The 14,689-nt window shown below is 60.7% G+C and carries 13 protein-coding genes and 1 tRNA gene; 4 read left to right on the top strand and 10 right to left on the bottom strand.

Translation table 11 applies throughout. From position 1 onward, the window contains the following. Positions 1-2 precede the first annotated feature (2 nt). The 3 genes from IE095_RS05200 to gltB are packed head-to-tail and all read left to right on the top strand — an operon-like array spanning position 3 to position 6,063. The gene (locus IE095_RS05200) at positions 3-812 is read left to right on the top strand and encodes a hypothetical protein (protein ID WP_189410574.1); all 810 of its coding nucleotides are present in this window, start codon (positions 3-5) and stop codon (positions 810-812) included. Continuing rightward, positions 809-1,528, top strand: coding sequence for a hypothetical protein (locus IE095_RS05195; protein ID WP_189410573.1), 720 nt, complete (start codon positions 809-811; stop codon positions 1,526-1,528). The genes IE095_RS05200 and IE095_RS05195 overlap by 4 nt, the downstream gene beginning before the upstream one ends. Continuing rightward, a complete protein-coding gene (gltB, locus tag IE095_RS05190; RefSeq protein WP_189410572.1) occupies positions 1,525-6,063 on the top strand; it encodes a glutamate synthase large subunit in 4,539 nt (1,512 codons plus the stop codon). Before IE095_RS05195 ends, gltB begins: the two co-directional genes overlap by 4 nt. Positions 6,064-6,206: 143 nt before the next feature. Here gltB and IE095_RS05185 read toward each other — a convergent pair whose 3' ends face one another. The 8 genes from IE095_RS05185 to IE095_RS05150 all read right to left on the bottom strand — a co-directional run bounded on the left by IE095_RS05185 (position 6,207) and on the right by IE095_RS05150 (position 11,453). Beyond that, positions 6,207-7,061 carry a cytochrome c1 gene (locus tag IE095_RS05185; RefSeq protein ID WP_189410571.1) on the bottom strand — a complete coding sequence of 285 codons (855 nt, stop codon included), beginning with the start codon at positions 7,059-7,061 and terminating at the stop codon, positions 6,207-6,209. 23 nt (positions 7,062-7,084) lie between these two features. Continuing rightward, on the bottom strand, positions 7,085-8,404 hold the full coding sequence (petB, locus tag IE095_RS05180; protein WP_189410570.1) for a cytochrome b: 1,320 nt from the start codon (positions 8,402-8,404) through the stop codon (positions 7,085-7,087). A gap of 11 nt (positions 8,405-8,415) precedes the next feature. Continuing rightward, positions 8,416-8,979: a ubiquinol-cytochrome c reductase iron-sulfur subunit gene (petA, locus tag IE095_RS05175; protein WP_189410569.1), complete on the bottom strand. Its 564-nt coding sequence runs from the start codon at positions 8,977-8,979 to the stop codon at positions 8,416-8,418. A 194-nt stretch (positions 8,980-9,173) separates the two neighbouring features. Continuing rightward, positions 9,174-9,782 carry a glutathione S-transferase gene (locus tag IE095_RS05170; protein ID WP_189410568.1) on the bottom strand — a complete coding sequence of 203 codons (609 nt, stop codon included), beginning with the start codon at positions 9,780-9,782 and terminating at the stop codon, positions 9,174-9,176. Between the two features lie 56 nt (positions 9,783-9,838). Beyond that, positions 9,839-10,432 (bottom strand): CAP domain-containing protein, encoded by a 594-nt coding sequence (locus tag IE095_RS05165; RefSeq protein ID WP_189410567.1) that lies wholly within the window; start codon positions 10,430-10,432, stop codon positions 9,839-9,841. 84 nt (positions 10,433-10,516) lie between these two features. Beyond that, positions 10,517-11,116 carry an FMN-binding negative transcriptional regulator gene (locus tag IE095_RS05160; RefSeq protein ID WP_189410566.1) on the bottom strand — a complete coding sequence of 200 codons (600 nt, stop codon included), beginning with the start codon at positions 11,114-11,116 and terminating at the stop codon, positions 10,517-10,519. Positions 11,117-11,194: 78 nt separating this feature from the next. After that, positions 11,195-11,320 (bottom strand): type B 50S ribosomal protein L36, encoded by a 126-nt coding sequence (gene ykgO, locus IE095_RS05155; protein ID WP_100196728.1) that lies wholly within the window; start codon positions 11,318-11,320, stop codon positions 11,195-11,197. 58 nt (positions 11,321-11,378) lie between these two features. Then, positions 11,379-11,453, bottom strand: a tRNA-Val gene (locus tag IE095_RS05150). A gap of 133 nt (positions 11,454-11,586) precedes the next feature. On the opposite strand from IE095_RS05150, the gene IE095_RS05145 reads away from it, so the two are divergent. After that, positions 11,587-12,453, top strand: coding sequence for an N-formylglutamate amidohydrolase (locus IE095_RS05145; protein WP_189410565.1), 867 nt, complete (start codon positions 11,587-11,589; stop codon positions 12,451-12,453). On the opposite strand, the gene IE095_RS05140 is transcribed toward IE095_RS05145, so the two are convergent. Continuing rightward, the gene (locus tag IE095_RS05140) at positions 12,454-13,707 is read right to left on the bottom strand and encodes a DNA polymerase IV (protein ID WP_189410564.1); all 1,254 of its coding nucleotides are present in this window, start codon (positions 13,705-13,707) and stop codon (positions 12,454-12,456) included. It lies immediately after the preceding gene. Between the two features lie 39 nt (positions 13,708-13,746). After that, positions 13,747-14,658, bottom strand: coding sequence for a calcium-binding protein (locus tag IE095_RS05135; RefSeq protein ID WP_189410563.1), 912 nt, complete (start codon positions 14,656-14,658; stop codon positions 13,747-13,749). Positions 14,659-14,689 lie beyond the last annotated feature (31 nt).

The following is a 14,689-nucleotide window of genomic DNA, read 5'->3' as shown; positions in this document are numbered from 1 at the left end:
GGATGCTGCGCAAGACCCTGATCCTAGCAGCGGTCTTGATGGCGTCTGCCCATGCGGGGCAGGCGGTCGCGGAAGCGTTCTATGCGCCTTACGAAATTCTTGCGGATCATCCAGATTGCGGGGGGCCGGGGAAGATTGCTTTTCGTGTCAGTTATGAGGCCCAAGCGGACGTCACATTTCCATACGCTGCGGGAGAAGCTGCCTGCGTGATCAAGGAAAGAAAAGGCGGCGAACTTTTCGAGTATCAGGTAAATTGCCCAGCTGGCATGGATGACTTGCCGTCGGCATCTAATGGTTCTTTAGGAACACCGCCTGTTCTTGGGATTTCTGAGAAGGCCGCTATACAAGGTCGGATCGAACTGTGCATGGGAGTTTCCGAGTCCTCTGTTCTGTCTAGTTTGGCAGAAGTGACGTTTGATCTTCCTGCTGGCAAGAAAACGTCAGTCACGCTGAATGACGAATCCCCATTGGCAATCCGACTTAAGGACCGTTGGATTTATGCGAACCAGAAGCCCGATATTTCTGGGGCGCCGCCTTTTCTTTTTACGGTGAACATGCTGCCAGTAGAGGTTCCGTTCGAGACAATGGGCGACGACACCGTAAATGTCATTCTGAGCTTTTCGCTCATGTTGAAAGAACAGAACATTCAAAGTTGCCAAGCGGGTGGTGAAGAGTGCTTTGGCCCTGTGAATGGGCGTGATGGAAGCATGTTGCAGAAGCACTTTGACTACTTCGGTATCGAAAATGACTTCGGATTGGGTGCCTGCTCCCAGGAGGAAGAGCAGTATATTCCGTTGGAGTGCCCACAATGACACGCCTCCTCCTCGCACTCCCCTTCCTCGCTCTTCCCGCCCAGGCGGGAACCTTTACCCCGCCCGAAGGCTGCACCGGCTGGATGACTGTCCAGGCGCGGGCTTGCCGGGTGTCGAACTACTACAAATGCAGCGCCGATGCGGCGGGCGATCAGTGGCGGGCCGACTTTGATCAGGATGGCATGTTCTTTGCCAGCCGGATCGACCATGAGGCGCAATGGCTGGAAAGCCTGTCGATCCCCGAAGGCACCGTTCAGACGCTGGACGCGAACCCCGTCGATGCGGCCTCGTTCAGCACGTTGTTGGCGACCAACCTTGACACATGGGATTTCCGCCTGACCAAGGACAATGGCGAAAAGCGTCATGTCACCGGGCAGGATGCCCTGACCGGGGCCAGCGTCACCATTGACGGCATCACCCTGCAGCAGACCGCGTTCGAGGCGAACTGGTTTGATCCCGAAGGCAACATCATCGAACGCGCCCGGGGCAACGAATACATCCACCCCGAATGGCGCATGTTCTTTTCCGGGCCGGGTGAAACCGATCTGGGCGACGGCCAGTGGCGGCCCATCGATGGGCGGCCTGTCGAATTCATCTTTCCGGGGGAACCCGGATTCATGTCCACCCAGCCCGTCTTTGAATGTGACGCGCTGATGTCCAAAGCCGTGGGGGCGGAACAGCCCATCCCCGCAAGCTATGAAGGGAGCCTGCCATGACCAAATACGATGCCGCCTGGGTCGCCGCCGAGGAAGCCAAGCGCACGTGGCTGCATGAGAACGGGCTTTACAAGCAGGATGACGAACATTCGTCCTGCGGCGTAGGCCTTGTTGTTGCGCTGAACGGGAAACCCTCGCGCAAGGTCGTGCAGAACGGGATCGACGCGCTGAAAGCGATCTGGCACCGGGGCGCGGTGGATGCCGATGGCAAGACCGGCGACGGGGCGGGCATCCATGTGCAGATCCCGGCCGCCTTTTTCCAGGATCAGGTGCGCCGCACCGGGCATGAGCCCGACCCCGCGAAACGCATTGCCGTGGGGCAGGTGTTCCTGCCGCGTTCCGACTTTGGCGCGCAGGAAACCTGCCGGACCATCGTCGAAACCGAAGTGCTGCGGATGGGCCATTACATCTATGGCTGGCGGCATGTGCCGGTGGACACATCCGTTCTGGGCGAAAAGGCCAATGCGACCCGGCCTGAGATCGAACAGATCCTGATCCGCTGCGAAAAGGATATCGACGAAGAACAGTTTGAACGCGAACTGTACATCATCCGCCGCCGGATCGAAAAAGCCGCCATCGCGGCGCAGATCCAAGGGATGTATCTGTGTTCCCTGTCCTGTCGGTCGATCATCTACAAGGGGATGATGCTGGCCGAACAGGTGGCAGTGTTCTATCCCGATCTGGAAGACGAACGGTTCGAGTCCGCCTTTGCGATCTATCACCAGCGCTATTCGACCAACACCTTCCCGCAATGGTGGCTGGCCCAGCCCTTCCGCATGCTGGCGCACAACGGCGAAATCAACACGCTGAAAGGCAACGTCAACTGGATGCGCAGCCATGAGATTCGCATGGCCTCGGGCGCGTTTGGCGATATGGCTGAAGACATCAAGCCGATCATCCCATCGGGGACGTCGGACAGCGGCGCGCTGGATGCAGTGTTCGAGGTTCTGGTGCGTTCGGGCCGTTCGGCCCCAATGGCGAAAACCATGCTGGTGCCCGAGGCTTGGAGCAAGCAGACCGTGAACATGCCCAAGGCTTGGGCTGACATGTATGCCTATTGCAACGCGGTAATGGAACCTTGGGATGGCCCTGCCGCGCTGGCGATGACCGATGGGCGCTGGGTTTGCGGGGGGCTTGACCGCAACGGTCTGCGCCCGATGCGCTATGTCATCACCGGCGACGGGATGCTGATCGCGGGGTCCGAGGCGGGGATGGTGCCGGTGGATGAAACCACCGTGCGGGAAAAGGGCGCCTTGGGGCCGGGGCAGATGATTGCTGTCGATATGGCCGAGGGCAAACTGTATCATGACGCCGAAATGAAGGACAAACTGTCGGCCAGCCAGCCCTATGGCGACTGGATCGAAAAGGTTGTCGAGCTGAATTCGATCCTGCGGGATGTCCCGGAACAACCGGCCTATACCGGGGCTGAATTGCGCAAACGCCAGATCGCGGCAGGCTATTCGATTGAGGAGCTGGAACAGGTTCTGGCCGCGATGGCCGAAGACGGCAAGGAACTGGTCGCCAGCATGGGCGATGATACCCCGGCGGCGGTGTTGTCCTCGGTCTATCGCCCGCTGTCGCATTATTTCCGCCAGAACTTTAGCCAGGTGACCAATCCGCCCATCGACAGTTTGCGCGAAGGTCGGGTGATGAGCCTGAAAACCCGCTTCGGCAATCTGCGGAACGTGCTGGACGAAAACTCTAGCCAGACGGAAATTCTGGTGCTGGAAAGCCCGTTTATCGCAAACGAGGAATTCAAGGTTCTGGTGGACCGTTTCGGTGATCAGGTGGCCTTTATCGACTGCACCTTCCCGGTCGGGGCAGGGCTCGATGACCTGCGCAAGGGACTGGAGCGCATCCGGGCCGAGGCCGAGGATGCCGTGCGTTCGGGGGCAGGGCAGTTGGTGCTGACCGATGAACATCAGGGCACCGACAAGGTCGGGATGCCGATGATCCTGGCCACCAGCGCCATCCATTCCTGGCTGACCCGCAAGGGGCTGCGGACCTTCTGTTCGATCAACGTCCGTTCGGCGGAATGCATCGACGCGCATTACTTTGCGGTGCTGATCGGCTGCGGCGCAACCACGGTGAACGCGTATCTGGCGCAAGATTCGATTGCCGACCGGATTGGCCGCGGGTTGCTGGATGGGACGCTAACCGACGCGATGCGCCGCTACCGCGATGCCATCGACGCGGGTCTTTTGAAGATTATGGCCAAGATGGGGATTTCGGTGATCTCCTCCTATCGCGGCGGCTTGAACTTTGAGGCGGTGGGTCTGTCCCGCGCTTTGGTGGCCGAATATTTCCCCGGCATGCACAGCCGCATTTCGGGCATCGGTCTGCACGGCATTGAACAAAAGCTGGAAGAGGTTCACGCCCGCGGTTGGCTGGGTGGGTCGGATGTTCTGCCCATCGGCGGCATCTACAAAGCGCGGCGTTCGGGCGAGAAACACGCCTGGGAAGCCAGCACCATGCACATGCTGCAAACGGCTTGCGACCGCGCGTCGTTCGACATTTGGAAGCAGTATTCGGCCGCGATGCGGGCGAACCCGCCGATCCATCTGCGCGATTTGCTGGACATCAAGCCATTGGGCAAGGCTGTGCCGATTGAAGAGGTGGAAAGCATCACCTCGATCCGCAAACGCTTTGTGACGCCGGGCATGTCGCTTGGGGCCTTGGGGCCAGAAGCGCACAAGACCCTGAACGTCGCGATGAACCGCATCGGGGCAAAATCTGACAGCGGCGAAGGCGGCGAAGATCCGGCGCATTTCCTGCCCGAGGCGAACGGGGACAACCCAAGCGCCAAGATCAAACAGGTGGCTTCCGGGCGCTTTGGCGTGACGGCGGAATATCTGAACGCCTGCGAAGAGCTGGAAATCAAGGTCGCCCAAGGAGCAAAGCCCGGCGAAGGCGGGCAGTTGCCGGGGATGAAAGTCACCGAGCTGATCGCGCGCCTGCGGCATTCGACCAAGGGCGTGACGCTGATCTCGCCACCGCCGCACCATGACATCTATTCCATCGAAGACCTCGCGCAGCTGATCTATGACCTGAAACAGATCAACCCGCGCGCCAAGGTGACGGTGAAATTGGTCTCGGCCAGCGGCGTGGGCACGATTGCGGCGGGCGTGGCGAAAGCCAAGGCCGACGTGATCCTGATCTCGGGCCACAATGGCGGCACCGGGGCTTCGCCTGCAACCTCGATCAAATACGCGGGCCTGCCCTGGGAAATGGGCCTGACCGAAGCGCATCAGGTTCTGGCGATGAACAACCTGCGCGAACGGGTGACGCTGCGGACCGACGGCGGTCTGCGCACCGGGCGGGATATCGTCATGGCGGCGATGATGGGGGCCGAGGAATACGGCATCGGCACCGCCGCCCTGATCGCGATGGGCTGCATCATGGTGCGTCAGTGCCAGTCGAACACCTGCCCGGTGGGCGTCTGCACCCAGAACCCGGCGCTGCGGGCCAAGTTTACCGGCACGGCAGACAAGGTGGTGAACCTGATCACCTTCTACGCCCAGGAAGTGCGCGAAATTCTGGCCAGCATCGGGGCGCGGTCGATTGATGAAATCATCGGTCGGGCGGATCTGCTGACGCAGGTCAGCCGGGGTGCCGCGAATCTGGACGATCTGGACCTGAACCCGTTGTTGATCACCGTCGATGGGTCACAGCGGATCACCTATGACCGTTCGAAACCGCGCAATGCGGTGCCCGATACGCTGGACGCCGAAATCATCCGCGACGGGGCGCGCTTCTTTGAAGACGGCGAAAAGATGCAGCTGTCATATGCCGTGCGCAACACCAGCCGGACCATCGGTACCCGGTCGTCGAGCCACATCGTCAAGAAATTCGGGATGCGGAACAGCCTGCAACCCGACCATCTGACGGTGAAACTGACCGGCAATGCCGGACAGTCCTTGGGCGCTTTCGCGGTGCGGGGCCTCAAGATCGAGGTGATGGGCGATGCCAACGATTATGTTGGCAAGGGCCTGTCGGGCGGCATGGTTATTGTGCGTCCGCAGATGGCCTCGCCGCTGGACGCCAGCCGCAACACGATCATCGGCAACACCGTGCTTTACGGCGCAACCGATGGTCTGCTGCTGGCGGCGGGGCGCGCGGGCGAACGCTTTGCCGTGCGCAACTCGGGGGCCAAGGTGGTGGTCGAAGGCTGCGGGTCGAACGGTTGCGAATACATGACCGGCGGGGTGGCGGTGATCCTGGGCAGCATCGGGGCCAACTTCGGCGCGGGGATGACTGGGGGCATGGCCTATCTCTATGACCCTGAGGGCGTGGCCGAAGACTTTATCAACATGGAAAGCCTTGTGACCTGTGGCCTTGGCCATGCGCATTGGGAAAGCCAGTTGAAAGGTCTGATCGAGGCGCATGCCCGCGAAACCGGCAGCCGCAAGGCAACGCAAATTCTGGCAGATTGGGCGACCGAACGGGCGAACTTCCTGCAAGTCTGCCCGAAAGAGATGCTGATCCATCTGCCGCATCCGCTGACGGACGAACCGCAGGCTGTGCCTGCGGAATAAGGACCGAAAACCCAGTCAATGAAAGGCCCCGGCAGGAATGTCGGGGCCTTTTCTGTGGCCGATTGGTCGAAAGCGCGCTTGCCCAAAGGCATAAAAAAACCCCACCTTTCAGCGGGGTTTTCAGGTCTTGAGGGCCTGTCAGATCAATGCGCCTTTTTCTTGCCTTTGACCCCGGCCCAAAGCGTTTTGTTGGTCAAGTAAAGCAGGACAGTCAGCACCGACAGAATGATAATGGCGGTCAGGCCTGCCTGTTTACGGGCCATCATTTTCGGCTCGGCGGCCCAGGTCAGGAAGCTGGTCACATCCTCCGCCGTGTGGTGCACGGTGGCCGCATGGCCATCGGCATAGGTCACGATGTCATCCGAAAGCGGCGGGGCCATCGCGATCCAGCTGCCGGTGATGGTGGAATGCCCCGCCTCATCTTTGCAGCTGTCCGGGATGCCACCATTCGCAAAAGCCGTATTGTAGTAATAGCCATCAATCCCATCCGGCGCGCAGGCCGGGTTTTCGGCATAGCCCGTCAGGATCGAATAGACATACTCCGGGCCGCCCATGCCCTTCATCATCTGGTTGATACCCAGACCATAAGGGCCGTGGAAGCCAGCGCGGGCCTTGGTCATCAGCGACAGGTCGGGTGCCCCCGCCCCGGTGTTTTCTGGGAACTTGTCGCTGACCTCACGCGGGCGCTCTTCGCCGGTGACCGGATCGGCGACCGGCGGCAGCATGTCCTTGGCATAGGCGCGAACCTGATCCTCGGGCATGCGCGGGCCGCCTTCGTCGGACAGGGTGCGCACAGGCACATATTTCAGCCCGTGGCAGGCCGAGCAGACCTCGGTAAAGACCTGCAAGCCACGCTGAAGCTGAAACTCGTCAAACTTGCCGAACGGGCCCTCATGGGCAAAGGCGTGGTCCTCGATATGGGCCCCACCTTCGGCGAAAGCCCCCCCAGCCAGCAAACCCAGGGTCGATGCAGCACCAAGTGCAATCTTGCGGAACATCATTGTTCTCATCCTTCCCTGGCTTACTCGGCGGGGTTCGCAGGCCCGTAATGGGCGTTGAAGTCTTCTTCGATCGTCGCCGGGATCGGCAAGGGCTTTTCGATGATTCCCAGCAGCGGCAGAATCACCAAGAAGTAGGCAAACCAATAGGTCGCCGCGATCAGGCTGATCCAGTCATAGGGGAATTCGGTCGATTGTGCCCCGACCCAGCCCAGCACGACAAAGTCGATGCAAAGCAGCCAGAACCACATCTTGAACTTGGGCCGATAGCGACCCGAGCGCACCGAGGAGGTGTCCAGCCAAGGGGCCAGCGCCATCACCGCAATCGCACCGAACATCGCCAGAACACCAAAGAACTTGGCGTCGATGATGCCGAACGAGATGAACTCGGCAATCTGCACAACCCAGACATCCGCGGTAAAGGCGCGCAGGATGGCGTAGAAGGGCAGGAAGTACCATTCCGGCACGATATGGGCCGGGGTGGAAAGCGGGTTCGCCTCAAGATAGTTGTCGGGGTGGCCCAGATAGTTGGGCATAAAGCCGACGACCGCAAAGAAGACGATCAGGATCAGGCAAAGCGCGAACAGATCTTTGATGACGTAATAGGGCCAGAAGGGAACGGTGTCCTTGGCGGCGTCTTCCTTCGAGGTGCGGCGGACCTCAACCCCAGTGGGGTTGTTGTTACCTGTCGAATGGAACGCCCAGATGTGGACGATCACAAGACCCGCGATGACGAAGGGCAGCAGGTAATGCAGGCTGAAGAAACGGTTCAGCGTGGCATTGTCGACGGCCGGGCCGCCCAGCAGCCAAGTCTGGATCGGTTCGCCAATGCCGGGGATCGCGCCGAACAGGCCGGTGATCACGGTGGCGCCCCAGAAGGACATTTGGCCCCAAGGCAGAACATAGCCCATGAAGGCGGTGCCCATCATGGCCAGATAGATCAGCATGCCGATGATCCAAGTCACTTCGCGCGGGGCTTTGTAGCTGCCGTAGTAAAGGCCGCGGAAGATGTGCAGGTAGACGGCAAAGAAGAACAGCGAAGCGCCGTTCGCGTGCAGATAGCGGATCATATAGCCGCCGTTCACGTCGCGCATGATGTGTTCGACGCTGGCAAAGGCCAGATCAACATGCGGCGTGTAATGCATGACCAGCACGATGCCGGTGATGATCTGCAAGGCAAGGCAGAAAGCCAGAACGATGCCCCAAATCCACATCCAGTTGAGGTTCTTGGGCGTCGGGATCATCAGGGTGTCATAGACAAGCCCGACGATCGGCAGGCGGGAATGCAACCACTTTTCGGGCTGCGACTTGGGTTCGTAATGGTCGTGCGGAATACCGGCCATGATGCGTTTCCTTAGCCCAGCTTGATGGTGGTGGCGTCGGTGAAGGTGGCGACGGGAACCGGCAGGTTGCGCGGTGCCGGGCCTTTGCGGATGCGGCCAGAGGTGTCGTAGTGCGACCCGTGGCAGGGGCAGTACCAGCCGCCAAAATCACCAGCACCGTCACCCAGCGGCACACAGCCCAGATGGGTGCAGACGCCCATCATCACCAGCCATTCGCCGGCTTCGTCCATCGCGCGATTCTGGTCGGAAGCATCGCCTGGCGCGGCAAGGTTCGCGTTCTCCGCGCCCTTGTCGATCAGCACATCCAGCGACACAGCGCGCGCCGCCTCGATCTCTTCGGGGGTGCGGCGGCGGATGAAGACGGGTTTGCCCAGCCATTTCACCGTCAACTGCTGGCCGACTTCGACGGCACTGACATCGACAAAGATCGAGGCCAGGGCGCGCACATCGGCGGCAGGGTTCATTTGGTTGACCAGCGGCCAGACAGCAGCGCCCGTGGCGACAACCCCGGCACCTGCGGTGGCGTAATAAAGAAAGTCCCGGCGGGTGCCCGGATTGTCTTCAGCGTGGGACACGAGCTCTTCTCCTGAAGGGGCGGCGCGCCCGGCGCGGCCCTGTGACCTGCGGACCGGAATCCCGGCCTGACGGGCTGGGTTTAGCCAACATGTCGCGGCGCGTCCAGCGGTCAAAGGGCTGGGAAGGGTCGCAATTCGGCCTTTAGCGCCATCAAGGCCCGGTATTTTTCATCGGGGTGGCGACTTTGCCCGTTTCAGCCGACCGGACGGGTGGCCAGCATGGCCGGACGCTGGCCGAATTCGGCCTCCCATGCGGCCAGATGCGGGCGGGTGGCGCGCCATTCCAGATGGGCCAGCCGAAAATCGACATAGCCCAGCGCGACGCCCAAGGCGATCTGGGCCATGGTCAGCGGGCCGTGCAGCAAGGGCGCATGATCGCGCTCGGCGGCATCAAGGGCGCGGTTGATCTTGGCGATCTGCCCCTCGACCCAAGGGACAAAACGGATCTCCTCGGGCCGCAGGCGGGTTTCATAGACAGCGGCCAGGGCGGCATCCAGAATGCCGTCGGCCAAGGCTTCGGCGGTCAGGATGGCCCAGACGGCCTCGCCCTCGGGATAAAGCCCGGCTTTGGCCTGGGTGTCCAGATAGCGGGTGATCACGCGGCTGTCGAAAAGCACTTGCCCGTTGTCCAAGACCAGCGCGGGAACCTTGCCCAAAGGGTTGTGATCGACAGGCATTGTGCCGGGGGCAAGTGGGTTGCCTGCAACGGGCGTCAGCGTGACGCGATCCGCGAGGCCGGTTTCCTGCAAGACAACGCTGACCTTACGGACGTAGGGTGAGGTCGGGGAATAGAACAGGCGCATGAAACCCTCCGATGCTTTGCGCGCAAATTGGTCCGGTTTCGCCGCAATGGAAAGCCCTAGAACAGGAAATCGTCGGCGGCCCAAAATGGGGTGAAAAAGCTTTGGGCAGATACGGCTTGGCTTGTGGCTGGCGGGGCAAACAAGGCGTCGCGTGACGGCGCATTCAGCGCCAAAGGCTCAGCGTCGATTTGACGGGGGGCTGCGCTGCGCCCGAAATTCTGCGTGACAACCAAAGCGTCAAAGACTTGCCCATTGATTTTGAAACTGCCCCTTTCAATTCCGATGCCAATGTCCTGATAACCACCTTTGAGGATATTCGCCCGATGGCCGGGACTGTTCATCAGCATCTGGTGCAATTGGCGCACCTCATCTTTCAGGCTGCCATCCCCATCAATGCTGACCAAGGCGATGTTTTCCCCCGTCAACCAGTTGCCCGTCAGCCGATAGCCCGCTTCACGCATGCGCTCGGTCGGTTGCGAACCGCCAGCGCCGGTGTGGTTGAAAATGTCGGTCCGCAGCATCCACTCACTGTGATCTTCGGCTGATTCGTTCAAATTTCCGTCGAATTTAAGATCGCGAAGCCCCGCGCGATCCCGAGCCCCGTTCACCAGATTCAGCATCAGCTTTTCAAGTTTGCTTGCACGCGCCATGTCATCCCCACGTTGACCGGCGGTCACCTTAGGCGATCCACTGGGCGGGGTCATCCGACCAAGGTCGGGCAAGGCGAAAACTCGCTAGCGGATGATCGCCCGCATCAGTTGGGCGAGTTCGACCGATCCCTGTTCCGCCAAAGCCTGCGCTGCACCAAGGCGTTGCGATTCGGGCTTGTTCTGGTTCAGCTTCCAGGTGCCATCGACGCTGGTGATGGTCATCCTATAGGGCAGAATCATCCGCATCATGCGGTCCATGACGCCGTCGGACATCTTTTCCACGGTCCAAGGCTTCTTAGGGGCCAGACCCATTTCGAATCGGGCAGACAGTGCCACCAGATGATCGTGGAGGGTTTCTGGAGGCAGGGGCGACAGACACCCGCGTATGTGAACGGCGACATAGTTCCAGGTGGGCACCTGATCCTCTGCCCCATACCAATCGGGTGAGACATAGGCATCGGGGCCTTGGACGGCCAGCAGGGCGGGCAGATCATTTCCGGCGCGGCAAATCGGGTTGGAACGGGTCAGATGCAGGGTGATCCGGTCGCCTTCGATTAGAAAGGGCACATGCGAGGCCAAAGGGCCATCGGCCCCGTTCACCATCAGCGTGCCAAAGCCGCGCTGGGTGGCGAAGCCAAGGTTTTCCTGTTCGGAATGGTCGTGAAAGGCTGGGTTGCTGTGCATGGCTGCCCCTATGCGCCAAAGAATAAGGCCGCCCCGGTTTCCCGACGCGGCCCCGAATTCCGGTTCGCCTTGATGCGTTCAGCCCTGACGGGCTTTGTAACGCTTCTGCGTCTTGTTGATCACATAGACCCGGCCTTTACGGCGCACGATCTGGCAATCGCGGTGACGCGTCTTGAGCGAGCGGAGCGAGTTCGCAACCTTCATCGTTCTTCTCCTCGGCGCTGCGCGCCACTTCTAACTGCGGCCTTTTGGGCCAAATGAATGGTGGGCGGTACTGGGATCGAACCAGTGGCCACTACGATGTCAACGTAGTGCTCTACCGCTGAGCTAACCGCCCACGCTGCCCTTGCGAATGCCACCCGAAAGAAAAAGACGCGGGCGGCACCGCGTCGGATGGGGGGCTATTAGCGGGTGTCGGGGCGGGGTTCAAGGGGTTTTGGCAAATTGCGAAAGACTGTTATGTCTTGGACATGGGAGCAGGCAGTTACACATTGATCCGTCCGCACCGCCGCATGTCTTCGGTGGTGTTTTCTTCGCCGCATTCGGGGCGGGACTATCCCGAATCACTGCGGCGGGCCAGCGTGCTGGATGATTTCCTGCTGCGGTCATCGGAAGATGCCTTTGTGGATGAGTTGTTCGGGGTGGCCCCTGCTCTGGGTGCGCCGTTGATTGCAGCAAGGGTGCCAAGGGCTTTTGTCGATCTGAACCGGGCGGCGGATGAATTGGACCCGGCGCTGATCGAAGGGGTGCGCAGGGTCAGCCACAATCCGCGGATCAGTTCCGGTCTGGGGGTGGTACCGCGTGTGGTGGCGAATGGGCGGGCGATCTATCGCGGCAAGATGAGTCTGGTCGAGGCCGAGGATCGCATCGGTTCCTTCTGGTATCCCTATCATGTGGCGTTGAAGGGGCTGATGCAGGAAAGCCGGGCTGCGTTTGGGCAGGCGGTGCTGATTGATTGCCATTCGATGCCGCATGAGGCGCTGGATATCCATTTGCGACCGGGCCAGCCCCGCCCGGATGTGGTTTTGGGTGACCGCTTCGGGGCAGCGGCGGGGCGCGATATCATGGAACTTGTCGAGGCGGCCTTTGTCGGCGCGGGGCTGCGGGTGGTGCGGAATGCGCCTTTCGCGGGAGCCTATATCACACAGACCTATGGGCGGCCGTCGCAGAACATGCACGCGGTCCAGATCGAGATCGACCGATCCCTCTATATGGATGAAAAGCGCATCGAAAAACGGTCTGATTTTGCAGCGTTCAAATCCTTGATCGGTGGGGTGGTGGCCGCTGTCATCGCGGGCCTGCCGGGGGCTGATGTGTTGCCCGTGGCGGCCGAATGATCACCGTAAGGCGCGCCCCTTGATGATCGCGTCCTGGCCAAAGCGGGCCCGGATCGCATCGGTGGCGCGTTCTGCCGCGCTGCGTTTGGTGGCGTTCAGGTCCAGCAGATCCCCCTCGGCATCGGCCTGATCGCCGGGACAAAGGTCGGAAATCCCCACGCCGATCAGACGGAAGGGGCCTTTGTCCGGGGCCGCGTCAAAAAGCGCCCGCGCCTCGCGGTAGATGCGGTCGGCCAATTGCGTGGGCTGGTCCAGCGCATGTCTGCGGCTGATCAATTTGAAATCGGCGCGTTTCAGCTTCAGCGTGACCGTCCGGCCTGCCAGAACCTTGGCCTTGGCGCGGTCTGACACTTGTTCAGCCAGACGCCACAGATGCCCGTCGAGCAGGTCAGCGTCGCCCGTATCTTCGAAGAAAGTGGTTTCCTTTGAGATGGATTTGACTCCTTCGTCCCGCTGAACCGGCCTTGTGTCGATGCCCCGCGCCAGATGCCACAGCCTGTCACCCATCGAGCCGAACCGTGCCCCCAGATCGCGCCTGTCCCAGCGTAAAAGGTCGGCGATGGTGCGGATGCCGCCCTGTTCCAAGGCGGTTTGCGTGGCTGTTCCCACACCCCAGATGATTCGCACCTTTTGTTTGGCCAGAAAGCCGTGCGTCTCGGCCTGCCCGATCACCGAAAAGCCGCGGGGTTTGTCGAGGTCAGACGCGATTTTCGCCAGAAATTTGTTGTGCGACAGGCCGATGGAGCCGCTGATGCCCAGTTCCTCCTCCATCCGTTTGATCAGCCGCGCCAGCATCACGGCGGGCGGCGCCCCATGCAGGCGGGTGGTGCCGGACAGATCCATGAAAGCTTCGTCCAGCGAGAGGGGCTGAATATGGGGTGTCATGTCTTCCATCATCGCACGAATCGCGCGGCTGACCTCGACATAGACCCGCATTCGCGGTTTCACGACTACGGCGTCGGGGCAGAGCTTCATCGCCTGAAACATCGGCATGGCGGAACGCACACCGGAAATGCGGGCGATATAGCAACAGGTGGAGACAACGCCGCGCTGGCCACCGCCGACAATCACGGCCTTGTCCCTGAGGTCAGGATTGTCGCGCTTTTCCACCGAAGCATAAAAGGCATCGCAATCCATATGAGCGATAGAAAGATCGAACAACTCGGGATGCGACAGGACGCGCGGACTGCGACAGGCGGGGCAGCGCGTGCCCGCGTCAAAGGTGGTCAGACAATCGCGACACAGGGCTGGCATGGTGTGACTATGCCAGCCCTGTGCCCTTTCGCAAAGGGATCAGACGATGTGGAAATCGGCGTTCGTCAGATCGGTGCCGCCCGCGACATTGGCGAACAGCACGGCCTTGCCGTTGCCATTGCCGTCAGCATCATACCAGATGCGGCCGGTGGCTTCGTCATAAATGATCCGATCGCCCGCGTCCTTGGCCTTGGTGCCTTCGACATAGGCCCCGGCTTTCAAGGTGCCCAGCTTGCCGATTTTGGTGAAGATCGCGTTTTCCAGATGAATCTGATCGTCCACCACGTTGAAATCGGCAATGGCATCGACATTCGCCTTCAATTTGGCATCGAACAGGAACACATCGGCCCCATCGCCGCCGGTCAGGAGGTCAGCCCCATCACTGCCCGACAGGGTGTCATTGCCATTCCCGCCCTCCAGCCGGTCCGCGCCTTTCTGGCCTTTCAGCAGGTCATTGCCCTCGCCGCCCAGTATCGAATCTGCACCCGCGCCGCCCAGCAGCGAATCGTTTCCGGCATAACCCGTCAGCGTATCGCCGAAAGTGCCACCGGTGATTGAATCATCGCCCTGAAGGATGAGATCCATCGTTTCATCCGGCCCGCCCAGCAGGATGGCCACCAAAGCCTGGGTCATCGCGGCACCATTGAGGTTCAGTTCTGTGCCCGTAACCTTCGTGACGCCGTCCGTCATCAATTTGAAAGTTTCAATCGTCCCGCCGGTGATCGCCAAGGCACCGTCATTGATGCTGTAGGTCAGCCCCGTGCCAGTTACTTGCAGACGTTCGATGCCGGTGATGGTCGGGTCAACGCCCGTCCCGTCATTGGCCTGGCTGGAGGTGAAGACAGCGTTGGTCGAAACATGTTGCCAATAGAACCATTCGGTCAGAACGCCGAAAGTCAGTGCGCCCATATCAAAGCCAGCATCGGTGCTGACGACGTTGATCTTAGCCAATTTCCCACCCTTTGGATTGTTGTGATGTCAA

The organism is Neogemmobacter tilapiae, from assembly GCF_014652215.1.
Classification (GTDB): Bacteria; Pseudomonadota; Alphaproteobacteria; order Rhodobacterales; family Rhodobacteraceae; genus Neogemmobacter; species Neogemmobacter tilapiae.
The sequence above is the reverse complement of the archived record's forward strand: the minus strand, read 5'-3'. Positions and strand labels throughout refer to the sequence as shown.